Source organism: Pseudogemmobacter humi, assembly GCF_900609055.1.
Classification (GTDB): domain Bacteria; phylum Pseudomonadota; class Alphaproteobacteria; order Rhodobacterales; family Rhodobacteraceae; genus Pseudogemmobacter; species Pseudogemmobacter humi.
This window is the reverse complement of the sequence record NZ_UXAW01000041.1, coordinates 21,287-47,186: the sequence shown is the minus strand read 5'-3', so window position 1 is coordinate 47,186 and position 25,900 is coordinate 21,287. Positions and strand designations below refer to the sequence as shown.

17 protein-coding genes are annotated in these 25,900 nt (G+C 63.6%); 14 read left to right on the top strand and 3 right to left on the bottom strand.

Annotated elements, in window-relative coordinates:
* Positions 1 to 147: 147 nt before the first annotated feature.
* Entirely contained in the window at positions 148 to 5,259 is a 5,112-nt protein-coding gene (locus tag XINFAN_RS04000) for a RecQ family ATP-dependent DNA helicase (RefSeq protein ID WP_124085202.1), read from the bottom strand.
* Between the two features lie 148 nt (positions 5,260 to 5,407).
* Entirely contained in the window at positions 5,408 to 7,690 is a 2,283-nt protein-coding gene (locus tag XINFAN_RS03995) for a hypothetical protein (RefSeq protein WP_199286354.1), read from the bottom strand.
* A gap of 570 nt (positions 7,691 to 8,260) precedes the next feature.
* Between XINFAN_RS03995 and XINFAN_RS03990 the strand changes: the two genes are divergently transcribed.
* The 11 genes from XINFAN_RS03990 to XINFAN_RS03945 all read left to right on the top strand — a co-directional run bounded on the left by XINFAN_RS03990 (position 8,261) and on the right by XINFAN_RS03945 (position 19,290).
* Entirely contained in the window at positions 8,261 to 8,995 is a 735-nt protein-coding gene (locus tag XINFAN_RS03990; RefSeq protein WP_124085201.1) for a restriction endonuclease, read from the top strand.
* A 1,158-nt stretch (positions 8,996 to 10,153) separates the two neighbouring features.
* Positions 10,154 to 11,083 (top strand): 3-hydroxyacyl-CoA dehydrogenase, encoded by a 930-nt coding sequence (locus tag XINFAN_RS03985; RefSeq protein ID WP_124085200.1) that lies wholly within the window; start codon positions 10,154 to 10,156, stop codon positions 11,081 to 11,083.
* Between the two features lie 34 nt (positions 11,084 to 11,117).
* Complete coding sequence (locus XINFAN_RS03980) at positions 11,118 to 11,996, top strand: beta-keto acid cleavage family enzyme (protein WP_124085199.1); 879 nt, start codon at positions 11,118 to 11,120, stop codon at positions 11,994 to 11,996.
* 2 nt (positions 11,997 to 11,998) lie between these two features.
* Positions 11,999 to 12,460 carry an acyl-CoA thioesterase gene (locus XINFAN_RS03975; RefSeq protein WP_124085198.1) on the top strand — a complete coding sequence of 154 codons (462 nt, stop codon included), beginning with the start codon at positions 11,999 to 12,001 and terminating at the stop codon, positions 12,458 to 12,460.
* A gap of 12 nt (positions 12,461 to 12,472) precedes the next feature.
* On the top strand, positions 12,473 to 13,447 hold the full coding sequence (locus tag XINFAN_RS03970; RefSeq protein WP_124085197.1) for a dipeptidase: 975 nt from the start codon (positions 12,473 to 12,475) through the stop codon (positions 13,445 to 13,447).
* Between the two features lie 132 nt (positions 13,448 to 13,579).
* Positions 13,580 to 15,169, top strand: a complete 1,590-nt coding sequence (locus tag XINFAN_RS03965; protein ID WP_160144528.1) for an ABC transporter substrate-binding protein — start codon at positions 13,580 to 13,582, stop codon at positions 15,167 to 15,169.
* Positions 15,170 to 15,192: 23 nt separating this feature from the next.
* On the top strand, positions 15,193 to 16,167 hold the full coding sequence (locus XINFAN_RS03960) for an ABC transporter permease (protein ID WP_124085195.1): 975 nt from the start codon (positions 15,193 to 15,195) through the stop codon (positions 16,165 to 16,167).
* Entirely contained in the window at positions 16,164 to 16,985 is an 822-nt protein-coding gene (locus tag XINFAN_RS03955; RefSeq protein ID WP_124085194.1) for an ABC transporter permease, read from the top strand. Before XINFAN_RS03960 ends, XINFAN_RS03955 begins: the two co-directional genes overlap by 4 nt.
* 1 nt (position 16,986) lies before the next feature.
* The gene (locus XINFAN_RS22490; RefSeq protein ID WP_233352117.1) at positions 16,987 to 17,589 is read left to right on the top strand and encodes an ABC transporter ATP-binding protein; all 603 of its coding nucleotides are present in this window, start codon (positions 16,987 to 16,989) and stop codon (positions 17,587 to 17,589) included.
* A 48-nt stretch (positions 17,590 to 17,637) separates the two neighbouring features.
* Positions 17,638 to 18,591, top strand: coding sequence for an ABC transporter ATP-binding protein (locus XINFAN_RS22485; RefSeq protein WP_354002124.1), 954 nt, complete (start codon positions 17,638 to 17,640; stop codon positions 18,589 to 18,591).
* 141 nt (positions 18,592 to 18,732) lie between these two features.
* The gene (locus XINFAN_RS03945; protein WP_124085193.1) at positions 18,733 to 19,290 is read left to right on the top strand and encodes a helix-turn-helix transcriptional regulator; all 558 of its coding nucleotides are present in this window, start codon (positions 18,733 to 18,735) and stop codon (positions 19,288 to 19,290) included.
* Between the two features lie 216 nt (positions 19,291 to 19,506).
* Here the strand turns inward: XINFAN_RS03945 and XINFAN_RS03940 are convergent, their stop codons facing one another.
* Positions 19,507 to 20,151, bottom strand: coding sequence for a GntR family transcriptional regulator (locus XINFAN_RS03940; protein ID WP_160144527.1), 645 nt, complete (start codon positions 20,149 to 20,151; stop codon positions 19,507 to 19,509).
* Positions 20,152 to 20,449: 298 nt separating this feature from the next.
* Between XINFAN_RS03940 and XINFAN_RS03935 the strand changes: the two genes are divergently transcribed.
* The 3 genes from XINFAN_RS03935 to XINFAN_RS03925 all read left to right on the top strand — a co-directional run bounded on the left by XINFAN_RS03935 (position 20,450) and on the right by XINFAN_RS03925 (position 25,866).
* Positions 20,450 to 21,748 (top strand): ABC transporter substrate-binding protein, encoded by a 1,299-nt coding sequence (locus XINFAN_RS03935; RefSeq protein ID WP_124085191.1) that lies wholly within the window; start codon positions 20,450 to 20,452, stop codon positions 21,746 to 21,748.
* 88 nt (positions 21,749 to 21,836) lie between these two features.
* Positions 21,837 to 23,720, top strand: a complete 1,884-nt coding sequence (locus tag XINFAN_RS03930; protein WP_124085190.1) for a hydantoinase B/oxoprolinase family protein — start codon at positions 21,837 to 21,839, stop codon at positions 23,718 to 23,720.
* Between the two features lie 16 nt (positions 23,721 to 23,736).
* On the top strand, positions 23,737 to 25,866 hold the full coding sequence (locus XINFAN_RS03925; RefSeq protein ID WP_160144526.1) for a hydantoinase/oxoprolinase family protein: 2,130 nt from the start codon (positions 23,737 to 23,739) through the stop codon (positions 25,864 to 25,866).
* The last annotated feature ends 34 nt before the right edge of the window (positions 25,867 to 25,900 follow it).

The following is a 25,900-nucleotide window of genomic DNA, read 5'->3' as shown; positions in this document are numbered from 1 at the left end:
GTTCCTGCGTTTCCGCATTCCTGATCTCCTCGTCATTGGAGACCAGCAAACGTCAGATCGTAGCTTCCGTCACTGTCCGATTTCCGGGGAGTAGCTCACCCGACCACGACTGACACTCACGATCAATGCGGACTGCCCCTTAAGTTTTCAACCTCTTTGTGGCGCGAACACGATCTCGGGCAGAACCGTCTCCCAAGTATCCCTGCGACAGTAACCGGCGTATTTTTCTTCACCGTCAGACTTTCGCCACCGCACCACGGCGCCAACTCGGCCCTCCATGAAGGTATACTCCGGCGGATGCTTCCAAGTCTTGGACATACGGCCGATGACGCATCCGCGCTGATCGACCAGCATCCAGTTCGTATCCCGTAACTCGAGTCTGAGACTGTCCCCCACCCTGCAGCGCCGAACAGCGTCGTGAATCTCGTGTTGATCGCCCTGCCGTCCTGCGAAGGAGAGATCGGCATTTCTCAGATTGGGCGGGTGATAGACATTCGGTGACACCATCATATCCGACTGATTAGGACGAACAGGGCGTCGGAGCACGTTTGTAGAATCGTTCTTCAGCAAGACGTGCTCACCCGTGGTCATGACCGCCAGGCTCTTCTGGGCGCGCGTCATCGCCACGTAGAACAACCGGCGCGGCGCATCCAGATCCTCGCCTTTAGACGGTCGGTCCCAGCCTCCGTTCAGGATCACCACATGGTCAAACTCCAGCCCTTTCGCCCGGTGCGCCGTCAGCAGAAGCAGCCCGCGCTGTTCGCCGCGCGTGTCGCGGGACCATTCGGCCAGCCACTCGACAATGTCCGGCACCGGCATCGTCTTCGAGCCCAGCTCCCGCGCCAGTTCCGCCACGCCTTCCGCCAGGAGCTCAACCCACCGGTTGGTCACCTGTTCGTTGAGCACGGCCAGTATGTCGTCGATCCCCAGCAAATCCCCCTGACGTTGGCGCAGGCCCGCCACTAGCGCCTGCGTTTCACGCAGCCGCCAGATGTTTGGTAGGTCTTCATTGGCCATCTCGACCTTCACTCCCTGCGCCTCGGCATAGGACCGCGCCGCGCCCAGCTTGCGCCAGTCGCGCGAGATGATCGCGGTCCGCGACCAGGACCAATCCGGATCCAGCCGTGACAGGCGTATCAGCTCATCCACCGCCGCGATGGCCTGTGCGGCATCCCCGGCGGGCGCATCAAGCAACTGCACCCGGCCTTTGGCCACAGTGTCCATCTGCTCCAGAACGCCGCCCAACGGGTTAGCGCGCCGGGCCGCGTTGATCCTGATCTCGTGATCCAGTTTCATACGGTCCTTCGCGCCCGCGATCACCGCATTGGCGGCCGCGATTATGTTTCCAGTCGAGCGGTAGTTTTCGACCAGAAAGACCGGGCGCGCCTTATAGTCCTCTTCGAACTTGCGGATGAACTCGATGGAGGCGCCATTGAAGGCATAGATGTTCTGATCATCATCACCGACCGCGAAGAGGCTGAGCTTCAGGTCGCTGTCTTCCTGCTTCCGGCCGGCGACGGCGGCGATCAGCTTGTATTGCGCGGGTCCGATGTCCTGGTATTCATCGACCAGGATCCAGCGATAGCCCTGGATCAGCGTCTCGCGCTGCGCCTCGGCCTCGGATTTGGACAGGCCCTCGCCCTCCAGCTGGCGGACGGCCTCGAGCACAACATCGTCGAAATCCTCGGTATCGGCCCGCTGGCCGACGAAACTCGCCCCCACCAGTTTCATGGCAAGCGCGTGGCAGGTGGAGATCGTGACGCCCTGCGCGTCATCGCCCACCAGCGCCCGGAGCCGCACCCGGATTTCGGCGGCGGCGTGCCGGTTGTAGGCCAGGACCAGGATGCCGCGCGGATCCTCGCGCTTCATCCGCAGGAGATAGGCGATCCGATGCACCAGCACCCGGGTCTTACCCGATCCCGGACCTGCAAGGGCGAGAACATTGGTTCGGTCCCGGTCGTCGGTCACGATGTCTTGCTGGACCTTGTTGCCAAGCGCCTCGACGATTGTGCTCCACGAGGCACTGGTGGTCTGGCGCCGGACCTCGCGCCCCATACCCGGCATCCAGCGCTTCATGAACTGCTCTTTGTTGAGCAGGAAGTAGTCCTCTGACAGACGGGCGGCATCCGTCATGGTTTTAAGCCCGGTTTCCGCATAGGCGGCCATGACATGCGTCTGAAGGGTCTGCTCGGTATAATGGTCTTCCAGCGGGGCGAAATGGCCTTGCGTGAAGGCCCCGCCTGCCGGATCCAGATAGACGGTCATGGCCGAGCGGAAGACCGCCAGCCCCTTGCCCAAGGTCAGGACGCCCTGCTCGTGCAACCACATCAGCGCGCGTTCCAGAAGCTTGGTCATGTCGCGGATGCCACTGGTCCGCAGCAGGGCATCCTGCGTCAGCTGAGCCAGGAGATCCCCCACGGTCGTCTCGACCTGCACGTCCTTGCCGCGAACACCTTTCTCCAGCCGACCGGTCAGATGGGCCAGCAGCAACTCCGCCGCCGACCATCGCAGCCGGGCGGTCTCGTTCACCGTGGCCCAGGGCCGGATCAGCGTGACCAGCAGCGTGTTGCGGCTGGCCTTGCGCAGCGCGATGTTGCCGCGCCCGCCCTCCAGGCTGCGCCCGTCCTGCGCGATCCCACGCATCAGCCGGTCGATCGTGTCAGGCCGCACATCCGGGTGATGCTTGTCCCGCAGATGCTGGCAGGTCTCGGCCAGATGCAGCGGCGCGGGCGTCCTGTCGTCCAGATCCGGGGCAAGCTCCTGCAGGAAACCGATCAGATCGCGCTCCAGCGCGCAGGCCTCCGACAGGCGCTGCACCGAGGCGCGCGGGACACCGACATGGAGGAAGACCGTCATCGCGATATCATTGCGCGCGATCCCGAGGGCTTCCAGCGTGGCCATCGCCTTTGGCAGCGCCCCGGGGGACATCTTCGCCGCGCCGCACAGCTCATCCGTCGAGACGCCCTCATCGGGTGCCGCGTTGAACAGCCGCGAGACGATGCCCAGAAGCTGCGTGCGCGCAACCTGGGTCAGATCGGCCTGCGCGAGAAGGGCCTTCGCCTCCTCCAGGGTCCGCACCATCAACGAGGAGGGGAAGACCTGGACCCGGTTCTCCTCGCGCGACAGGAGCTTGGCCTCCTCCAGCCAGGACACGGCGGTCTTGACGCGGGTATCGTCCGTATTGCCGTCGCGCTCGAACTCCTGGTCCTTCTCCGACCGCACGATCTCGCCCGAAGTGACGACGACCTTCCCCGTCTTCTTTGTGCGCTCGTCGATCCGGCGCAGCGCCTTCAGGATCGCTCCGATCTCGTGCCGGGCCAAGCGCGAGCTGGCCGAGAGCCGGAATTGCCGCTCCACATCATCAGCCACGAACAGAAGGACGCAATGCGCGTCCTGCCGGTCCCGGCCAGCCCGACCGGCCTCCTGCAGATAATTCTCCAAGGATCCGGGAATGTCGGCATGGACGACCAGCCGGATGTCCGGCTTGTCGATGCCCATACCGAAGGCATTGGTTGCCGCGATCACGCGCAACTCCCCGACGCGGAACTGCTCCTGAACCGATTGCTTGTCATCCGCGCTAAGGCCGGCGTGGAAATGCGCGGCATCAAGGCCCTGGGTGCGCAGGAAGGCGGCCACCCGCTCCGTCTCCGCTCGGGAGGCACAATAGACGACGGCGCCGGACCGCCCTTCTTCGGGCAGCAGCTCACCGATGACGGACAGCACATCCGACAGCTTGCTGTTCTTCGTCGTCGGGCGGACGTCGAAGGCCAGGTTGGTGCGCGATGCCCCACCGTCAAGCGGTAGCAGCGTGATCCCGGCGCGGGTCTGGAAATGGTCGATGATATCCGCCACTACCTCGGGCTTGGCGGTGGCCGTCAGGCACAGCACGGGGGCCGGATCCTGATCCCCGGAGAATTCCTTGATGAACCGGCCGAGATAGCGGTAGTCGGGCCTGAAGTCGTGCCCCCACTTCGATACGCAGTGCGCCTCGTCGATCGCCCAGAGCCCGACCTCGCGCTGCGCCAGCACATTGCGGATCGAGACGCTGCGCAGCTGCTCGGGCGAGATGATCAGGATCCCGGCATCGCCCAGCCGGACCCTGTCCAGCGCGTCCTGCCGTTCCGGCATGGAAAGCATACCGTTGATCGTGACCGAGCAAGAAATGCCCGCGCGCTCCATCCCCTGGACCTGGTCGGCCATCAGCGCGACCAGCGGCGAGATCACGACGGTCAGCGCGCCGATCTTGTCGAAACGCGAGAGCGCGGGCACCTGATAGCACAGCGATTTTCCTGTCCCAGTCGGCAGGATTCCAAGAACGCTGTTGCCCGACATCGCCTCATCGACGATTCGCTCCTGCAACGGTCGGCCCTCCGGGTCGACAGGCTGTGGGCGGAAGGCGGGAAAGCCGAACCATCTTTCCAGCGCCCGCACGGGGTCATTCTGCTCGGCGCACCAGCCGCAGCCGGGATCCTTGCACGACGTGTCGCGCAGATGCCGAACGATCAGCGAAGCTTCCCGGAACCGGGCGCGCACCCAAGGCGGCATCACAGAGTCGCCCCCGGCCACCGTGATCCATGACAAGGCATAGGCCATCGGCCATCCGTTACGCGGACTGCTCAGCCGGGTGAGGGTCTGCTCGACACGCCGGTCACAGGCTCGCCCGGCCAGCATACGCCGGACTGCGGCCATCGCCTCATCGAGGTCAGGGCAAGCCTTGCCACGCAGGTATCGGAAGACCGCATCAAAGCCTCCGGCATTCTCGATGCGCGTGGACAGATAGTGATAGGCCGTTAATGCATCGGGCGCGTCACGGCCCAGTTGTCCCAGCGCATCAAGTTGGTTCGCCAGCACTTCGAAAACAAGACGCGCATCCCGTTCGGGATCATTCACATGCCCTGTGGCAAGGCGACCATCATGGTAGTGTTTCACCAGATGGTGATACGGGTTCCGAGGGAAGGCGAGCGGGTTTAGCCACAAGGTGTCGATCGGCGACCGCATGGCCCGCTCAATCCCTGGCCGCTGAGCCACGAGATGCTCGAGGTCATGATTTAGTATGTTATGCCCGATTGGATAATCGACATGACCAAGCTGGACCTCAAGTGCGTCCAGAACTTGCTCGGTCAGTCGGCCCACAACCTTCAGGGCAGTCTGGTCATCGTTGCGCACAGCAGCAACCGCAAACACCTTCGCCTCACGCGGATCCACCTCGAGGTCGATCGATAGGCAACGTGACAAGATGTTAGTGTGTCGAAGTTCCATCCGCGAATGCTTACCGAAATGGGCACAGTGAAAAAGCCCGTTTGTCTTCAATGATGTGTGGAAGCTTATCTGGTCGTCCTGATGATGGCGAGATCATCCTTCGTTGCCAAACAGGGGGCATATTGTTTGCCCCCTGCCAAATCGACTTTCAGGCCGCCTGCCAGACCTGATTGAGTATCCTCGCCGCGATCTCGGCCTTGTCCTGGGGCAAGAAGCGCCCGTAGTGCTGCGCGACCATCTCGGCGGTATCCTGGATCGCGTAGCTGGCCTGTTCATAGGAACCGGTCTGCTTCAGGATATGCGTGGCCAGAACGTCCCGGACATTGTGGGGGCCGTGAGGCAGTAGGCCCTTGATCGCGCCGCGCTCTGTCCAGGGGTTGTAGATACCATAGCGCTGGATCGCGGTGCGCCAGGCCTCGTAGAAGGTATTCTGACAATAGGCGGCATTGGTGCTGGTCATCTTCGCAGTCTTGACAAATAGAGTGCCAGGATCGGCGGCCGCACCGATCAGCCTGCTGCGATGACGATCAATCCAGGCCTCAAGCAGTTCATAGAGCCGACTGAGGTCTGGGAGGATCAGGCGGAAGGGCTTTGAACCGAAAAATGACGAATTCGCGTTCTTGAATGCGACAGATGGGATCAGGATTTCCCATCCGTGATCGCGGCTGCTCCAGCGCAACTCGCCGCGTTTCATATCCTCGAGCTTGCGTTCCGCCGTGGGCAGGTTGCCCGGTTTGCACAGCAGCAGTTCCCTCAGGTTCTTCTGCCGCAATCCGGTGTGCAGGCCGATGCGAAGCAGAAGAAAGGATCTGACGACCTCCGCCGCAGCGCGCGGATGATGTCGCTCATCCGGCATCTGGTTCAGGATCTCCTCGGTGATCTTGCGATACTCGCCGACCGGACTGGAGGCCTCCAGGACCGGCAGGATGGGCTCGAAGGGATCGCGGTGGATCCGGGCGACGCGGTCGATTTCCTTGATGCGCCGCCGGGCGTGCTTATACATCCGCTCGCACGCACCTGCCCAATCGGCACGGACTGCGGCTATGTCCTGACCGCTGATCAGCCCGTCGATCTCACGCAGGTTGTCCGCGATACGCGGGGTCTGGCGCAACCAGCCGGTTTCCTCCCGGCAGAAGGCGGCGGCGATGGAAAGAAGGTCGACTTCCCATTTCGTGTAGAATCCGCGGCGCCGTTCGCGCCATGTCAGATACCAGTCCCAGACCTGCGGAAAGACCATCATTGCGAAGGTCAGCAGCTTTGGATCAACGCCGCAACCCTGAACCTCGCTTTCGGGCGGGGCGGCGAATGCGCCGAACCACAGCCCGAAATGCTCGACCTTCTGCGCGGCGGTCTCGGTGCCCCAGACGCCGTTCCGTTGCAGACCGAAGTCGGCGAAAGTAGCGGTCTTGAACCTAAGGATGGCAGCCATTTCGTCATTCAGCCGTTTCGGCGCAATCGTTATGCCGGAGTCCTCCGGTGTCTGGGCGATGGAAGATGGTCGCCGGGGGCCTGAGGCGCAGGTGAACCGCACGGCATAGCGCTGCCGCATCATAGCGGCCTGATAGCGCCGATAATCCGTCGAACCGCTGATGATGACGTTGCGCACCCAGTCTAGGATTTCCGACTTCTCATGGCGGCTGCGGTGGTTGAAATCATCCGGCAGATGCCAGGCGAGGCGCCGGCGTTCGGCGGGTGTTACCCCTTCCAGATTGAAGTCACCCGGCGCACGGTCCCGGGTGCCGGCCTTCTCCACAAAGTAGCCCTCGGGAAGCCGGTATCGCCGCTCGATCCGTCCCAGAATTTCTAAGCTGAGGGTGGCGCGCGGTAGTTTGGTCCCGCGGCCCCAACTGATCAGCGTGCTGCGATTGACGCCATCTTCGGGCCGGACGACAGCGTCGTAGAGGTGATAGGTCGTTTCGCCGTGGCCGCTTGCGTGCAGCCTCAGTGCGGCGCCGAAGCTGTCTGGTTCGTCCCAGGTCGAGAAAAGGGGCTCCGGGAACTCAACTATCAGGCGCGCTTCCCTGCCAGGGCGCTTACCGGTGTGGCCCGGGACTTTTGCGTTACACGTTGGCACCGCCTTCGCGGCAACATCCCCTGCCTTTGCGATGGCTACCGATGTGGCTCTGCGGCCCCCAGCCTCCAGGCCGGCTCGAAGTCGGCCTTCTGCCGCCGCGCGCGCGATCGCGTCAAATACCGGGGTGAGGTGCGCCTTTTGCGCCTGTAGCAAGGATCGGTCCAACCCCAAGGTCTCAGCCACAGCTCCGAGGTCAAGCGTTGCCCCTCGGTAGGGAGGATACTCCTCTCGGCTGAGCAGCTCGGCCATGTATCGATGCAGGGTCCGGACAACTTCCTCCGACAGGACGGGCGCCAGCCGTCTGGCGCAGAATTCTGACAGCATGCGTGGGGTCAAGGTTGAAGCTTTTGTTTTCATTGGGGCCTTCCGATCTTTCGAATGGCCGGTCTACTGAATGCTTCCGCGGATAGGGAGGTGCGCCTCCTCCCGATAATGCGAAGCTGTGACCTGATCACAGCCACTAAGAACGAAGGGCTTATTCCGGCGAGGTAGGCCCCGCTGACCAGCTGCTTCGCTCCAGTATGCTCACGACGCCCCACCGCGATCGGGATTGGACAGAGGGCAAGCAGGACCTGCACCATCCGGTGTGGGCGCTCACCATCGCATCGCGGGGTTTCTCATGGGCGAAGCCCTAGCGGATAGACGGTGTTCACCCCGCTTACCTGCCGCAAAACGCGGCAAAAGCTACCAGCGCAATCGAATCGAGGAATCCAACAGGGTTTGCCTGCCCATCCCCCCATCATATCATAGCATAATCAATGCTTTACGTCTGCGCACATTATTCCTTTCCTGCGCACCATTTGCCAGCCCACCCGAAGGCCCGCTTCACGCGAGCCTTCTTGCGTTTTCAACTGCCGAATATCGAAAGTTCCGTTGCCCACTCAATAGCAAGCTGAGAATATTCGGCGATCAGGATAAGGAAAGATAATGGGCCGGCGCAGCAGGAAGCAGATCGAAGACGACATGATCGCCAAGATTGTCGTTGTATTTCTCGCTGTCGGTGGAGCTGTCTCAGCCATTGTATGGTTCGCGACCAAGGTCATCAGGAGCGTGGCAGCGCGATGGGCCGAGAGACCGGCTGACGTCATCATTGTCGCGATCGCCCTTATCTTTCTTGCGCTCATCCTTCTGTCCCTAAAAACCAATATCCGTGTCTTCCCGAAGCCGATGCATGACGCCCTCCACCGGCACGGCAAGACACGCTCGTCACCCAGAGTGACAAACACCGGCACCAGGGTCCCGACCATCTCAGACGATCCACCGATCAACGGACACGAGTTCGAGCATTGGGTTGCGGCTAAGCTGAAGGCCGATGGTTGGGATGCCACAGTGACCCGCGGTTCCGGCGACCAAGGACTCGACATTATCGCCTGGCGCTATGGCAAGTCTATTGGCATCCAATGCAAGCGTTTCAAGGGATCCGTAGGCAATGGGGCGGTCCAAGAGGCACATGCGGGGAGAATGTATCATCACTGCAATGCGGCCGCGGTAGTCACTACTGGTCGCTACACCCGATCTGCCAAGGATCTTTCGCTCAGAACGGGCGTCATCCTTCTCACGCCCGACGATCTGCCCCAGCTTGCCCAGATAGCGGGCTTCGCTTCCGCCTATTACAACTGGCCGCCGCGACATCCCGCTCAAACGTCAAAGCCAACCGGCTGAAGAACCGGTGTCTGGCTTCAGATGTCAATCGGCGTGAAAAGTTGACCCATCATTAGCGCACAATATTGATGGGAAGGACGATTCCTGTTCGGGACACGGCGCACGTCGGCGCCGTGGTATGATCAGGGCTCCATAATTGCACACCGGAACACACTGAAGGGCGGTCCCTCGCACCCAAGACCTCCAACGCGCCCCGATACACGCACACCGAACCGCCGCCGAACCTCGCAAGAGTTCGCGCTTGGCGGTCTTTTCGCCAACTTCCTCCAGAACTGATGTCAGTGGCACGGCTTACCCGCAGAGGGGATTATTTCTTCTCGATATTTCATGCATTTAGCTTGCGCATGCTTTTGGTTTCTTGCGCAGGCTATTGCTTTTCGTGGTCAATCAGCCCAATTTTAAGCAATTGAATCGAAATAGTTTTTCGATTTCCCGAATCGATGGCGCGTCACGTTCTGCGCATGCTTTTGGTTTCTCTGGCAGGTATCCCGCGCAGGGTTGAATGGCCATGGCCTGCGATAACGGCCAGACCCGTCGCAGGATTGATGATCGTTAAGACTGCCCGGCCCCTCGGGATCATTTGATTTCAATATGTTACGCCAGGCGTCCCTGGCCGGGTGTTTTCGGGCCATTGCAACGCGGCCGAGCCCGCCGCCGGTCAGCAGCCTGGCGCGGGCCGCGACCGGACCCGCCGATCTTCAGCAACTGACGATGCGAGACGACGGGGCCGACATCCCGGGTGTCGATACTGTGGCCGAAGGTGACGCTGGCTGCCCGTCCGGGCCCGGCTGTGGGCGGGGCGAGCCCGGACGCATCGGGCGGACACAGGGACCGGCGAGCCTCGCTGCCGGAGATTCAAAATCCCATGGCACTCCGTATTGCCGGGATACTCCTGACGCCCGCGAAAGCTCCGGGGTGACTGCGGCTGTCGTGGGGGATGACCTTCATCGCGCCCGGCTTCCGGTCATCCGGGGAAACGGGGCCATCGCCGTTTCGCGGCCCCGGCGGCGGCGATCACCTAGGTAAACGATACCTATAGACCTAGATGACTAAGGGTTGCATTCATTTCCGCAGAACGAAGGAATGCCCTCTGGCAATGGCCAGAAAAGACGGCCCGTTGCGCGGCGGAAGCGCATGAAAAGCAGGGGAACTGACGGCATGAACGAAGCGGCGATCATCGGCACGGGGTTGATCGGACAGGGCTGGGCGATCGTCTTCGCCCGGGCCGGCTGGAACGTGAAGCTCTACGATCCCGCGCCGGGCGCGGCCGCGCGGGGGCTCGGGATGATCGTCGCGCAACTCGCGCTTCTGAAGCGCGAGGGGCTGATCGGCGACGATCAGGCGGCAGCGGCCCGGATAGCCATCGCGGACACCCTGGAGGAGGCGCTGAGATCGGCGGATTACGTCCAGGAATCCGCGCCCGAGACGCCCGAGGCCAAGCGCCGTCTGTTTGCCGAAATGGACGTGCTGAGCCGCCCGGATGCGCTTTTGTGCAGCTCGACCTCGACCATTCCCGCCAGCGCCTTCACCGAACATCTCGGCGGCCGCGAACGCTGTCTGGTCGCCCATCCGGTGAACCCGACCTATCTCGTTCCGCTGGTCGAGCTTTGCGGTGCGCCCTGGACGGCGGGCGAAAGCCTGCTGCGGGCGAAGGAGATCCTGCGCGGCATCGGGCAGCAGCCGGTCGTGCTGAACAAGGAGATCGAGGGTTTCGTGATGAACCGGCTTCAGGGCGCGGTGCTGCACGAGGCGTTCCGGCTGTTCAGCGAGGGCATCGCCTCGGCGCGGGATATCGACAGCACGATCAAGCACGGCCTCGGCCTTCGCTGGGCCTTCATCGGCCCGTTCGAGACCATCGACCTCAACTCGCCCAACGGGATCGAGGAATATTGCGAGCGTTATCAGGGGGTCTACCAGTCGATCGGCGCCACCCTGGGCCAATGCGTCGACTGGCAGGAGGCGCTGCGTCAGGGGATCGCCGCCGAACTGCGGCAGGATCTGCCGCGCGAGGATCTGGAAAAGCGGCGGCTGTGGCGGGACGGGAAACTGATGCGGCTGGTGCGCCAGCTTTACCGCGGGGCCGAGTAACCGGCGCATCGCCCGCGAGGGGAAGGAAACGGATATGTCTGCACCTGTTATCATCACCTGCGCGGTGACCGGCGGCACCGATCATGCGCATAAGAGCGCGGCGGTCCCGGTGACGCCCGAGGCGATCGCCGCCTCGGCGCTGGACGCCGCCGAGGCCGGGGCGGCCATCGTCCATATCCATGTCCGCGATCCGGTCACCACGCTGGCCTCGACCGATTTCGCCCTCTACGAGGATGTGACCCGGCGCATCCGGCAGGGGCGCCCCGATCTCATCATCAACCTGACCACGGGGCCGGGCGCGATGGTCACGGCGGATCAGATCCGCGACGGGCAGTCCGGCGCGGCGGCGATCCATACGCCGGAAAGCCGGGTGGCCCATATCACCCGGCTCCGCCCCGAAATATGCAGCCTCGATATCGCGGCGATGAATTTCGGGGATCAGATGTTCCTGAACTCCATCCCCGATCTGAAGGTGATGGCGCGGCTGATCCGCGAGGCGGGCGTCATGCCCGAGCTGGAGGCCTTCGATCTCGGCCATCTCGGCATCATCAGCCATTTCCTCGCGAAGGATATCGTCGCATCGCCGCCTCTGGTGCAGATCGGGCTGGGGGTTCTGGGCGGCGCGTCGCCCGATGCGCACAGCATGTCGGCGCTGGTCCGAATGCTGCCCGCAGGTGCGGCCTGGGCGATGTTCGGCGTCGGGCGCCATCAGTTCCCGGTGGCGACTCAGGCGATGCTCATGGGCGGCCATGTCCGCGTCGGGCTGGAGGACAATCTCTGGCTGGAAGACGGCGTCCTTGCAGAGTCGAACGCGGCGCTGGTGGCGAAGATGGTCTCCATCATGCGGCTGCTGGACCGGCGGCCCGCGACGACCGCCGAGGCCCGCGCCATCCTCGGTCTGCGGGGGGCGTGAGCATGGCGGCCGACCCGGGGGAATATACGGATGTCTGCCGGATGGCGCTCCAGATCCGCTGGGGCGACATGGACGCGGCCGGGCATGTGAACAACACGGTCTATTTCCGCTTCATGGAGCAGATCAGGATCGCCTGGTTCGAGGGCCTCGGGCTGCTTGGCGAACTGGGAAGCGGCGAGGGGCCAGTCATCGTCGATGCGACCGCGCGCTTCCTGCGGCAGCTCCGCTATCCCGGGGATGTCCTCGCCACGATGTCGGCGGGAAGCCCGGGGCGCAGCAGTTTCGATACGCGCTACCGGCTCAGCCGCACCGACGATCCCGATACGATCTGCGCCGAGGGCTCCGCCCGCTGCGTCTGGATCGACTTTCGTCAACAGAAGTCGGCGCCGATGCCCGACAGCCTGCGCAACGCCATCCTCCATCCGCGCCCGATCCCCGTCGGACCCGGCAGAACACAAGATTGATAAGGAAATGCCATGTCTCGTCTGCATGATGATCTGATCGTTTTCGATGGGCTGATCGTCTCGAATTTCGATCGTTCGGTTTATGAGGACATGCGCAAAGGCGGCGTCACCGCCGCGAACTGCACATGCTGCGTCTGGGAGAATTTCCACGACACCATGCGCAACATGGCGCGGCTGCGGCAGGATTTCGTGGCCCATTCCGACCTTATCACGCAGGTCTGCAAGGTTCAGGACATCTACGACGCCCGCGATCAGGGCAAGACCGGCATGATCCTCGGCTGGCAGAACACCTCGGGGCTTGAGGACCGCATCGAATATCTCGAACTGTTCTACAGGCTGGGGCTGCGGATCGTTCAGCTGACCTACAACACGCAGAACTATGTCGGCTCCGGCTGCTACGAAAGCGTGGACAGCGGGCTTTCCGATTTCGGGCGCGACGTGCTGGCGGGGATGAACAGCCTCGGGATTCTCTGCGATCTGTCCCATGTCGGGCCGAAGACCTCGGAGGATGCGATCCTCGCTTCGACGAAGCGGGTCGCCTATTCCCACTGCCTGCCCGCCGGGCTGAAGGCCCATCCGCGCAACAAGACCGACGAGCAGCTGCGTTTCATCGCCGGGCATGACGGCTTCGTCGGCGTCACCATGTTCCCGCCCTTCCTGAAGAACGGAACCAGGTCGGATGTTTCCGATTATGTCGAGGCCATCGAATATGTCATCAATATCGTCGGCGAGGATGCGGTCGGAATCGGCACCGATTTCACCCAGGGCTATGACGCATCCTTCTTTGAATGGATTTCGCGCGACAAGGGCACGGGCCGCCTGCTCACCGATCTGGGCGAGATCGTCAATCCGGCCGGAATGCGCGAGATCGGCGATTTCCCGAACCTGACCGCCGCGATGGAAAAACGCGGATGGCCGGTGGGCAGGATCGAGAAAATCATGGGCGAAAACTGGGTGCAGCTTCTGAAAGATGTCTGGGTGGAATAAAGCCCCACCCCGGCTTGCCCCAGGCATACGGAGATATGCGGGACGATACAGTGGCCTGGAAAAGAAAATGCGCACCGCAACCGGCCGCGATGCCGCGCATGACGCCAGAATTATCCAACGGGAGAAATGACCATGACGATCAACAGACGAAACCTCCTTCTGTCCGGGGCGGCCTGCACCGGGGCCTCGGTATTCGGTTTCGCCTCGCTCGACGAGGCGTTCGCGCAGGCCACGGGCCGGCTGACGGTCTGCCTTTATCCCGAGCCGCCGTCGCTGATGCTGGGCCTGACGCAGACCACGCCGGCCTTCATCGTCGCCGGCAAGATCTATCAGGGGCTTCTGACCTATGATTTCGATCTGAACCCGCAGCCCGGCCTGGCCAAAGAATGGAGCGTCTCGGAAGACGGTCTGACCTATACGTTCAGATTGCAGGAAAACGTCAGGTGGCATGACGGGGCGCCGTTCACCGCCCATGACGTGGTTTTCTCGACCCAGGAATGCCTGCCCGAGATCCATTCGCGGGCGCGCGCGAATTTCGCCAGTGTGGAATCGGCCACCGCGCTGGACGATCATACCGTCGAATACAGGCTGAAGACCCCGTTCACCGCCTTCCTGCAGGTGTTCGAGGCCAGCGGCGCGCCGATCCTTCCCGCGCATATCTACAAGGGGACCGATTACCGGACCAATCCGGCCAATGAATCCCCCATCGGCACCGGCCCGTTCAGGCTGAAGGAGTGGCGCCGCGGCGAATATATCCATCTCGTCCGGAACGAGGATTACTACAAGGAAGACCTTCCGCTTCTGAACGAGATCTATTTCCAGATCATCCCGGATTCGGCCTCGCGCCTGGTCGCGCTGCAAAACGGCACGGTCGATGTCACCGGCTATGACAACATAGATTACGTCTTCATGCCGGCGATCAGGGAATCTGCGGATTTCGGCATCACCCACGACGGCTATCAGTTCGCCGCGCCGCTGGCGACGCTGGAGTTCAACACCCGCAGCGGCCATGTCGCCGACAAGCGTTTCCGTAAGGCGATGCTGCATGCGATCGACCGCGATTTCATCATCGAGAACATCTGGTTCGGCCAGGCCGCGCCGGCGACCGGGCTGGTCAGCTCTCCGACCCGCTATTACAAGGATACCGGGCCGCTTTATCCTTACGATCCGGGCCAGGCGACCGCGCTGCTGGACGAGATGGGGTTGCAGCCGGACGCGAACGGCGTGCGGGCGAGCGTGAAGCTGCTTGGCATTCCCTATGGCGATATGTGGACCAAGCTCGGCGAATATGTGAAGCAATCGCTGAGCCAGGTCGGTATCGACATCCAGATCGAGAACACCGATCCGGGCAACTGGGCCTCGCGCTATTCCAACTGGGAGTTCGAGACCACCTTCTGCTTCTGGTATCAGTTCGGCCATCCCGGTCTGGGCATCACGCGGCTCTATCACAGCTCCAGCATCGCGAAGGGCATCTACGGCAGCAACACCGCGGGCTACGAGAACCCCGAGGTGGACAGGCTGTTCGACGAGGCCATCCGCGAGATCGACGAGGAGAAACGCGCCGCGATGTACGGGCGTCTCCAGGAGATCCTGATCGAGGACCTGCCGAACGCCCCGCTGTTCGAGATCAAATGGGCGACGGTCATGCGCAAAGGTGTAAAGAATGTCGTCACCACCGCGATCGGGATCTGCGAAGGCTTCGAGACGGCGACCGTCGAGTGACCCTGCCAGAGGAGTGATCTGACATGCTGAAAGCCGGGCTGGGGCGCGTGATCAAGGTGCTGATGGTATTGATCACCGTCATTATATGCAATTTCGCTCTGGTCCGGCTGGCGCCCGGCGATCCCGTCAGCGTCATCGCGGGTGAGACGGGCGCGTCCGATGCGGCTTTCGTCGCTTCTCTGCGCGAGGAATTCCAGCTGGACAAACCTATCCATGTCCAGCTGGGAACCTATCTGGCCAATGTCGCCACCGGCGATCTGGGCTACAGCTACCGGCAGCGCCGGCCCGTCGCGGATCTGATCTGGGAACGGATGCCGGCGACGCTGCTGCTGACCGGGACGGCCTTCGTCCTCTCGCTCGTGGTCGGGGTGGCCTCGGGCATATTCGCCGGGCTGAAACGCGGCACCTGGGGGGACAATACGCTGGTTGTGCTTTGCCTCTTCGGCTATGCGCTGCCCGCGTTCTGGCTGGGGCTGGTTCTCGTCCTGATCTTTTCGGTCTGGTTGCAGTGGTTGCCGGCCTTCGGCATGCAGACGCTGGGCTTCACCGGCACCTGGTGGGAGCAGGCCGCAGACGTGGCGAGGCATCTCGTCCTGCCCGCCGTCACCCTCTCGGCCTATTACATCGCCCTTTATACCCGGGTGATGCGCAGTTCGGTGGCGGATGTGCAGAGCTCTGATTTCATCAAGACCGCGCGGGCCAGGGGCCTTTCGCGCCGGCGGATCATCGGCGTTCACATGCTGCGCAACGCGGCGCTTCCGGTCATCACGCTTGCCGGGGTGCAGGCGGGTCAGCTTATCGGCGGCTCCATCGTCGTCGAGACGGTTTTCGCATGGCCGGGCATCGGCCGTCTCGCGCTCGATTCCCTGCTTCAGCGCGAATACATGGTTCTGCTGGGCGTGTTCATCGTCACTTCGGTCATGGTGATCGCCCTGAACATCATCACCGACATCATTCTTGCCATCGTCGATCCCCGGATCAGGAAGGCGGCCGCATGAAACTTTTCCTCAGCAACAAAAGCGCCGCCGCAGGGCTGGTGATGCTTGTTCTCATCGTCCTTGCCGCCCTTCTGGCGGATGGGCTTGCCCCCCATGATCCCTGGCAGACCGTGGGGCGGCCGCTGTCACCGCCCGGCACCGCCTATCTGCTGGGCTCCGACACCCTGGGGCGCGACACCCTGTCGGGCATCCTGCACGGCGCGCGTGTCAGCCTGGAGATCGGCATCCTTGCCGCGATCGTATCGGTCTGCATCGGCGTCGCCGTCGGCCTGGTCGCGGGCTATTTCGGCGGCCGGGTCGATGACCTCGCCATGGGCCTGACCGAGATCGTCCAGACGATCCCGTCCTTCGTGCTGATGGTGGTGCTGGTTGCGATCTTCCAGCCCTCGATCACCTCGATCATCGTCGCGATCGCCGTCGTCAGCTGGCCGCCGCTGGCCCGTCTGGTCAGAGGAGAGGTGCTGTCGCTCAGGACGCGCGAATTCGTCGAGGCGGCACGGCTGTCCGGCCTTGGAAACCTGCCGATCATGCTGCGGGAAATCCTGCCGAACTGCGCCTCGCATATCATCGTGATGGGCTCGCTCATGGTCGCCAATGCGATCCTGCTGGAAAGCGCGCTCAGCTTCCTTGGCCTGAGCGATCCGAATGTGATCACCTGGGGTTATATGATCGGATCCTCGCGCGCGATGCTGCATCTTGCATGGTGGACCTGCGTCTTTCCGGGCCTTGCGATTTTCATCACCGTTCTGGCCATCAATCTTGTCGGCGAAGGCATCAATGACGTCTTCAATCCCAAACTCGCCGGGCGGAGGGGATGATATGACCGCTCTTCTCGACATCCGCGATCTCGATGTGGCGCTGCCCGCGGTTTCCGACCGCCGTTTCGCGGTCAGGGGCGCCAGTCTCCGGGTCGACCGCAATGAAATCGTCTGCGTCGTCGGCGAATCCGGCTCGGGCAAATCCACGCTCGCCCATGCCGTCATGGGGCTGCTCAGCCCGGCGCTGAAGATATCGGGGGGCCGCATCGACCTGGACGGCAGGTCCGTCACCGATGCGACGCCCGCCGACCTGCGCGCCATGCGCGGCGAGAAGATGAGCATGATCTTCCAGGAGCCGCTGACCGCGCTGAACCCGCTGATGCCGGTGGGCAAGCAGATCGCCGAGGGGTTCCGCGCCCATAACGTGAAGGCCTCCGGGGCCGGGATCGCCGGACGGGTGGCCGATCTGCTGCGGCAGGTGGGGCTGCCGGATGTGGAGCGCGTCGCCCGATCCTATCCGTTCGAGCTTTCCGGCGGCCAGCGCCAGCGGATCATGATCGCCTCGGCCATCTCGCTGAAGCCGAGGCTGCTGATCGCCGACGAGCCGACCACGGCGCTTGATGTCACCACCCAGGCGCAGGTGCTGCGGCTGATCGTGGATTAGCAGAAGGAATATCAGCTCGGCGTTCTGTTCATCACCCATGATTTCGGCGTGGTCGCCGATATCGCCGACCGGATCGTGGTGATGCGGCAGGGCGAGATCGTGGAACAGGGACCGACCGCGCAGATCCTCGGCGATCCGCAGCAGGAATATACGCAGAAGCTGATCGCGGCGGTTCCGCCGCTGAAGCCGAAGCCCGCGGCCCGGGTGTCGGGGGCAGAGCTGATCACCATCCGCGACCTGTCCAAGACCTATGGCGGCAGGCGCGGCCTTTTCGCCGCGAGGACGCCGGCCTTCACCGTCTCGGACAGGATCAGCATGACGATCCGCGAGGGCGAGATCTATGGCCTCGTCGGCGAATCCGGCTCGGGCAAGTCGACGCTGGGGCGGATGATCGTCGGGCTGGCCGACCCCGACAGCGGCGAGATCCGCTGCGGCGATCAGCCGGTGAGCCGGGCGGCCTTCCTTGCCAGCAAGACCCTGCGCCGCAGCATCCAGATGGTGTTCCAGGATCCCTACAGCTCTTTCAATCCGCGGATGAAGATCGGCCCCGCCCTGATCGCCGGCAGCGTGGCGGGGGGCGAGAGCCGGGCCGATGCTATGCGGCGCGCGCGCGAGCTGGTGGAACTGGTCCAGCTGGACCAGAGCGCACTCGACCGCTTCCCGCATGAATTCTCGGGCGGCCAGCGCCAGCGCCTCGGCATCGCGCGCGCGCTGATGATGCAGCCGCGGCTTCTGGTGGCCGACGAGGCGGTCTCGGCGCTGGATGTCTCGGTGCAGGAGCAGGTGATCCGGCTGCTGCTGGACATCAAGGCCAGGATCGGCCTCTCGATCCTGTTCATCACCCATGACCTGCGGGTCGCGGGCCAGATCTGCGACCGGATCGGCGTTCTGCGCAAGGGCGTCCTGGTCGAGGAGAACACCGCCGAGCGCATCCTGACCGAACCCACGCATGATTATACCAGAATGCTGCTGGATTCGGTGCCTGGCCGCAGCTGGCGGTGAGGTGCGGGGATCGCGTCCATCTGCGTCGCCGCCCCGAAGTCGCGGGGGGCGCGCGGTGGACCGGAAGGCGGCGATGCACTAACGTCCGCAGCGGACCACAGAATGGGGGAGGCACATCGCCCCCGGGAGCTTGCCGGCAGGATGTCCGACACCGATCTCGACTACCGCAGGATATTCCTTGGCCTTCCCGTCGCGGCGATCATCGCGAGAAACCGGGTGATGGTGGATTGCAACGATGTCACGCTCAGCCTGTTCCGGGCCGAGCGGGGCGATATCGTCGGCAATCTCTTCGAGGTGCTCTACCCCAATCACACCGAATTCGAGGCCGCCGGTCAGCGGATGGAGCCCCTGCTCGCCGCCCGGCTGTCGCGGTCTGACGACCGGATCATGCGCCGCATCGACGGAACGCATTTCTGGGTGACGGTGCGGGGCCATGCGTTCAACCGGAAGGTGCCGCATGAGGTGACGGCCTGGACGTTTTCCGAGCTTTCGGACGATGCGGGCCAGCAGCGGACCGCCGTCGCGCTGACCAGGCGCGAAAGAGACGTTGCGGCTTTGCTGATCGACAGGATGACCAGCAAACAGATCGCGAAATCCCTGAACATCAGCCCGAAGACGGTCGATATTCACCGCGCGGGCCTGCTGCGGAAATATGCGGTGCGCAACACCGACGATCTCATCAGATGCCTGCTCAACTGAGGCTTTCGGGCCCTGCCGGTCGCAGGTTCCGGCGGAACCGTCCCGCCGCCGTCCTGGCCGGGATCACATCTCCCCGACCCGCCCGAGGGGCCCCGGGCCATCCGGCCGCCCTCAGCGGCGTCATGGCAGCCCGCATGTCATGACCGGGGCCTGTTGCGCCGGGCTGCCCCGGGCCGGCAAAGGCCGTCCGCCTTTGCGCCAGCCCCGGGGCAGGGGTCAGCCGGCCGCGCGTTCCCCGATTGCGTCCCGGATCGCCTCGGCCGCCTCGGTCAGGTCGGCGCGCACGGCGGCATCGGCGGCGTCGGCATCGCGGCGTTTTATCGCGTCGATGGTTTCCTCGTGCCGGTGCTGGCCCGTGCGCGACAGAACCCCGCTGCGCACGATGTTCATCAAGGGCCCGTAGCGCATCCACAAAAGCTCGATCAGATCCACCAGGTCGTCGTTGCCGCAGGCCCGGTAGATGGTGAAGTGAAACTGCTGGTTCAGCCGCAGGTAATTCTTCGTATCCTCAAGCGGCACCATGCGGCGCATCTCGCGCTCGATCGCGGTCAGTTCCGCGACGATGGCGGGATCGGCCCGGGTCGCCGCCAGCCGGGCGGCCTCGCCTTCAAGGTGCAGACGCAGCGGCAGCAGCGAATCAAGGCGTTCGGTCGTCGCCTCGGGCACGCGCAGCGAGCGCCGGGGCAGGGCCTCGATGGCGCGCGCCACCACGAGGCGGCTGGTCGCCTCGCGCACCGGCATCTGGCTGGTGCCGAAGGCCTGGGCCAGTTCGGGCAGCGTGATCTTCTGGCCGGGCACGAATTCGCCGATCATGAACCCCTGCTTGAGCTCGCTATAAACGTGATCCGGTTCGGAAATCACCTTTCGCTGCTGGAAAGCGGGAAGGGCGGTGGCATGCTGAGGCATCATCTGAGTTCCCAATGGATCCGGTTCCGGTCTTTCCGGACGGGCAGGCCGACATCCGGCGCCGCTTCTTTTTAGGGCAGAGACCGGAGCTTTGTCAGCAGGCGATCCGACATCCGCCCCGGTGCGGCCCGTCTTGTCGATAAAAAATATCTGATCAGATATCATATTGACAAGAGGGTTCCTGCGGACCTACGGTAACTCAAATGACCGTGCCGAAGCATGGCGCCAACCTCTCTCAACAGGGATAAAAGCTATGACCAAACACACTGGGCCTGCCCAAACGCGGCGGCATTTCCTGCGCATGGCCGGGGCTGCCGGGCTGGCCGCGCCGGCGCTGATCGGATCGCGGGGCCTCGCGGCCGAGCCGCAGCGCATCAAGATGGGCATGGTCACGCCGCTTGAGGGCGAATGCGCGCAATGGGGCATTCCGATCACCCGCGCCGGTCAGATCTGGGCCGATGAGCACAACGCCGAAGGCGGCATCCTCTGCGGCGACGGCGAGCGCCACATGATCGACTATTCCGCCTATACCAATGTCTGTTTCTATCCGAACGAGGAACTGACGGCCTTCCGCAACGCCGTGCTTCAGGACGGCTGCAAATACATGTTCCAGACCTATACCCCGGCCTCGCGCAAGGCGATCGCCCGCTTCGCCACCCAGAACGAGGTGCTGACGAACTCTTACGGCGGCGGCTTCATGAGCGGGGATTTCCCCTATCTGATGGGCGGGATCACCGGTTCTCCCACCGCCTTCCTCGGGCTGGTCTCGCATGTGCTGGAGCGGCACCCGGAAATCAAACGCGTCGCGCTGATGTTCACCGACAATTCCTTCGGCCTTGCGGGGCGGGCCTACAGCCACGCCGGTTGTGCACCCTATGTCGCCGCCGGCAATATCGAGATCGTCTATAACGAGCTGTTCGACCCCAATATGACGGACTACTTCCCGCTGCTCGGCGCGGTGATGCAGACCCGGCCGGATGCGATCTTCTATTCCGACCTGCCGCCCGGCAAACAGGCGATCCTGCTGGAGGCCGCCCAGTCCCTCGGCTTTGAAGGGGTCTGGATGTCGCATTCCTGGGATCTGCCGCAGATCGCCCAGCGGGTGGATCTGGCCGCGCTGGAAGGCCGGGTCTACGGCGGTTTCGGGGTGGATGCGATGGAGCCCTCGTTCTCGGACAAGGCGCACCGGATGTATCAGTCCTATGTCGAAAAGTTCGGCGCCGGGGAATGGATCGGCTTCGCCGGGCTGACCTATTCGGCGATGGCGACGCTGGACGCCGCCTTCGCGCAAAGCCCCTCGGTCGAGCCCGCCGACGTGATGGAAACGCTTTACGGCATGAGCGACATCGACCATCCGATCTACGGCAAATCCGCCTGGTCGGGCCAGGACATCTTCGGGGTGAACCATCACCTTCTGACGCCCACGCCGAAATACGTCATCCAGGACGGTGGCCTCGCCCTTTCCGGGGTCGTGAACGATCACGACTGGTGGGAAGAGCACAAGGCCGCCGCGCTGCCGGTGCTGCAACAGCATCAGATGACCGAAGTCTGACGACACGCCGGAGCGCCCGGCGCTTTGGGCAGGGCGCGCCTTCCGGGCGCACCCGACGATCCCCCTTTCCCCACTGACGGAGGCTCCCTTGGCCAGAGACGATATTCTCATTCCGCCCTACAAGACGGAACTCTTTGCGGAACCGATCCGCCCGGAAGAGATCGCGGGTCTGCCCGGCGCGCTCGACACCGGCCTTGATCAGGTGGATCCGGTGACCTTCTCGGTCGTCCACGCCCGGATCGAGGGCATCATGACCGAGATGACCGAGACCATCCTCGCCACGGCGCGCAACCCGATCCTGCACGGGGCCAAGGATTTCACCTGCTGCCTGCTCGACACCTACGGCGCCTCGATCCTGTCGATGGTCGATTGCATCCCGGTTCATGTCGGCACGATGAGCCCGCCCCTGCGCTTCATCATCCGCGCCTTCGGCGACGACATCCGCGAAGGCGATGTGTTCCTGAACAACGCCTCCTATGCCGGCAACAGCCATGTCGGCGATTTCACCATGTTCGCGCCGATCTTCTATGAGGGTAAGATCGTCGCCTGGGCGTGCTCGAAATGCCACCTGCTGGACATCGGCGCGCATCTTCCGACCAGCATGGACCCCTTCGCCAAGGACATCTACGAGGAAGGCTTCCACTTCCCCGGCGTGCGGCTGTGCCGCGACCACAAGCCGATCACCGATCTCGTGCGCTTCATCGCCTACAACTTCCGCTATCCGCAGCAATGGCACGGCGACTTCCTCGCGCAGCTTTCCTCGCTCTGGGTGGCCGAGGCCCGCGTGATCGAACTGTGCAAGCGCTTCGGCTACGACACGTTCAAGGGCTGCCTGACCGAGAGCCTGCGCTACGGCGAGCGCGCGATGCGCGAGGAAATCGCGAAACTGCCGAAGATCACCGTCACCGAGACGCTGAAGACCGAGTGCTTCAAGGGCTATATCGACGAGCCGCTTGAGTTCAAAATGACCCTCACCATCGACCCGGAAGAGGGCTACATCGACTTCGACTATTCGGAAATGCCCGATCAGATCGATTTCAGCTACAACCTCAGCTACGCCACCTGCCGCTGCTCGGCGATCCAGGGCACGCTGCCGATCCTGTCGCCCGATCTGCCCTACAACAGCGGTGCGCTGGACCGGATCCGCGTCAAGCAGCGCGTGGGCGCGCTGGCGGGGATCCCGCGCTGGCCGGTCGGCACCGAGGTCGCCACCGTCGGGCTGAACGACGAGGTGACGAACCTTGTCTTCAAGACCTGGGCGAAGGTTCTGCCCGACCGCGCGCTGGCGGGGATGGGCGAGCATCCGGCGGCGAACCACACCGGCGCCGGGATCGACCCGCGCAAGAACGATCAGCCCTATGGCCACCTGCATTATCTGGCCGCCAGCGCCGCGGGCGCGACCGAGGGCTTCGACGGCCTGCCGCATATGTTCGGCCACTGCATCATGGGCAACATGGGCTACGAATCCCTTGAGATCCACGAGCAGTCGCTGCCGCGCATCATCTGGGAGGTGAAGGCCGAGCAGGATTCCGGCGGCGCCGGCAAATGGCGCGGCGGCATCGCCATGTCGCACCGGCTTCAGCCCGTCGACCACGACATGCAGCTCATCTATTGCGGCGTCGGCCATACCTGGCCCGCCTTTGGCCTCTACGGCGGCGAGGGCGGCGAAGTGGCCGACCACTGGCTGCTCGATGCCGGAACCCAGGAGATCGAGGCCCGGCTGGAGAACATGGGCGAGACGATCTGCCGCCGCGACCAGCACTGGTATGCCAGGACCGGCGGCGGCGGCGGCTTCGGCGACCCGCTGGAGCGCGACCCCGCAAAGGTGCGCGACGACGCCCGCGACGGCTTCATCTCGCTGAAGGCGGCGCGCGAGGTCTACGGCGTCGTGCTCGACACGAAACCCGAACTCTATGCGGTCGACGAAGCTGCGACGCAGGCATTGCGCGCCGAAATGCGCGCCGCGGCCTGAGCAAAAGGACATGACCATGAAATATCGTATCAGCGTCGATGTCGGCGGCACCTTCACCGACCTGACCATCGCCGAATCCGAGACCTTCACCCAGCTCGGCAGCCACAAGTCGCCGACCACGCCCGAGGACCGCTCCGTCGGCATCCTCAACGCGATGACGCTGGCGGCCGAGGGGCTGAACCTGACGCTTCAGGAACTTCTGTCGCAGACGGCGGTGTTCTGCCACGGCTCGACCACGGCCACGAACACCATCATCGAGATGAGCGGCGCCAAGACCGGGCTGATCTGCACCCGCGGCACCAAATACATCCTGTGGCGCGGCGAGGGCCGGCGCCAGACCATGTTCAACTACAAGATGGAGCCGAACAAACCGCTGATCCGGCCCTATCTCTGCCGCGAGGTGACCGAGCGGATCGACGCCCAGGGCAATATCCTCGTGCCGCTGAACGAGGACGAGGTGCGCGCCGAGGTCCGCCAGCTGCGCGAATGGGGCGTCGAGGCCATCGCGGTCTGCACCATGTGGTCCATCGTCAACGACAAGCACGAGCGCCGCATCGCCGAGATCATCGAAGAGGAATGGCCCGGCGTCGATTATTGCATCAGCTCGGACATCCAGCCGATCATCCGCGAATATTACCGCACCAGCTGCGTGGTGCTGAACGCCATGCTGCAACCCAAGGTCTCGCGCTATCTGCGCAACCTCCAGGGCAAGCTGGAAGAGCGTGGCTTCCGCGGCGAGACGCTGATCGTGGTGTCGAACGGCGGCGTGGTGCCGATCTCGGAAGTGGCGAAAAAGCCGGTGTTCATGCTGTTCTCGGGCCCGTCGATGGCGCCGGAAGCCGGGTATTACTTCAGCGAGATCGAGGGCATTCCGAACTGCATCACCGTCGATATGGGCGGGACCAGCTTCGATGTCTCGACCGTGCTGGAAGGCCAGGTCACCACCACCAAGGACGGCCGGATCCTGAACTATCCGACGGGCGTCGCCTCGATCGAGATCGCGACGCTCGGCGCGGGCGGCGGCTCGATCGCCACCATCGACAAGGGGCTGATCAAGGTCGGCCCGCGCAGCGCCGAGGCGGTGCCCGGCCCGGCCTGCTACATGCGCGGCGGCACCGAGCCCACCGTGACCGACGCCTATGTGGTGCTGGGCTACATCAGCCCCGAACACTTCCTGAACGGCCGGATGAAGATCGACCGCGACCTCGCGGTGAAGGCGGTGAAAGAGCATATCGCCGATCCGCTCGGGATCAGCGTCGAGGACGCCGCGCTCGGGATCACCCAGGTGGTGAACGAGAACATGCTGGGCGGCATCCTCGACATGACGATCCGCCGCGGCGTCGATCCGCGCGAATTCGCGCTGGTCACCGGCGGCGGCGCAACGGCGGTGCCGGTCGCGTTCCTGGCCCGCGAGATGGGGATCAGGAAGATCGTGATCCCGCGCGAAACCTCGGTCCTTTGTGCCTTCGGCGCCAACAACGCCGCCATCGCCATGAGCGAGGTGGTCTCGAAATACAGCGACACCGGCAATTTCGACTACGAGGGCGTCAATGCCGCCGTGGCCGGGATCACCGGCAAGGGATCGGAATTCCTGACCCGGATGGGGATCGCCCCCAGGGATCAGAAGTTCGAGCTGTTTGTCTCGGCCCGCTATCCGATGCAGACGACCGAGCTGGAGATCCCGATCACGCTGGACGACGGCAAGATCACCCCGGCGAAGCTGGACGAGATCACCGAGGCGTTCCACGCCGCCTATCTGGCGCGCTACAAGACCAACGATCCGGCCTCGGACGTGGAATTCCTGATGTGGCGCAATATGGCGACCTTCCAGCGCCCCAAGATCGTGCTGGCCGAGCGCGCGAAATCCACCGAAGCCACCCCGCTTTCGGCGATGCTGAGCACCAGCAAGGCCTATTTCGGCGGCGGCGAGGCGGTGGACATGCCGATCTATGACGGCGACCGGCTGCAATACGGCATGAGCGTTCCCGGCCCGGCGCTGGTGGTGCTGCCCGATACCACCATCGTCGTGCCGCCCTTCGCGACGCTGAACATGCGTAAGCACGGCTATTTCGTGATGGATGTCGATGTCGACACGCAGCAGACGAACGCCAGATCGCGCAAGCGCGCGCTCGCGGCGGCAGGCTGAACCCGTCCAGGTCCTGTCCCGGACAGACCGGGGC

What these genes read in the sequence shown, in the direction of transcription:
- XINFAN_RS03990 (WP_124085201.1), top strand. Translation starts at nt 8,261, where the DNA reads ATGGGCCGGCGCAGCAGGAAGCAGATCGAAGACGACATGATCGCCAAG.
- XINFAN_RS03965 (WP_160144528.1), top strand. Translation starts at nt 13,580, where the DNA reads ATGACGATCAACAGACGAAACCTCCTTCTGTCCGGGGCGGCCTGCACC.
- XINFAN_RS03960 (WP_124085195.1), top strand. Translation starts at nt 15,193, where the DNA reads ATGCTGAAAGCCGGGCTGGGGCGCGTGATCAAGGTGCTGATGGTATTG.
- XINFAN_RS03955 (WP_124085194.1), top strand. Translation starts at nt 16,164, where the DNA reads ATGAAACTTTTCCTCAGCAACAAAAGCGCCGCCGCAGGGCTGGTGATG.
- XINFAN_RS03995 (WP_199286354.1), bottom strand. Translation starts at nt 7,690, where the DNA reads ATGAAAACAAAAGCTTCAACCTTGACCCCACGCATGCTGTCAGAATTC.
- XINFAN_RS03985 (WP_124085200.1), top strand. Translation starts at nt 10,154, where the DNA reads ATGAACGAAGCGGCGATCATCGGCACGGGGTTGATCGGACAGGGCTGG.
- XINFAN_RS04000 (WP_124085202.1), bottom strand. Translation starts at nt 5,259, where the DNA reads ATGGAACTTCGACACACTAACATCTTGTCACGTTGCCTATCGATCGAC.
- XINFAN_RS03970 (WP_124085197.1), top strand. Translation starts at nt 12,473, where the DNA reads ATGTCTCGTCTGCATGATGATCTGATCGTTTTCGATGGGCTGATCGTC.
- XINFAN_RS03980 (WP_124085199.1), top strand. Translation starts at nt 11,118, where the DNA reads ATGTCTGCACCTGTTATCATCACCTGCGCGGTGACCGGCGGCACCGAT.
- XINFAN_RS03935 (WP_124085191.1), top strand. Translation starts at nt 20,450, where the DNA reads ATGACCAAACACACTGGGCCTGCCCAAACGCGGCGGCATTTCCTGCGC.
- XINFAN_RS03945 (WP_124085193.1), top strand. Translation starts at nt 18,733, where the DNA reads ATGTCCGACACCGATCTCGACTACCGCAGGATATTCCTTGGCCTTCCC.
- XINFAN_RS03975 (WP_124085198.1), top strand. Translation starts at nt 11,999, where the DNA reads ATGGCGGCCGACCCGGGGGAATATACGGATGTCTGCCGGATGGCGCTC.
- XINFAN_RS22490 (WP_233352117.1), top strand. Translation starts at nt 16,987, where the DNA reads ATGACCGCTCTTCTCGACATCCGCGATCTCGATGTGGCGCTGCCCGCG.
- XINFAN_RS03925 (WP_160144526.1), top strand. Translation starts at nt 23,737, where the DNA reads ATGAAATATCGTATCAGCGTCGATGTCGGCGGCACCTTCACCGACCTG.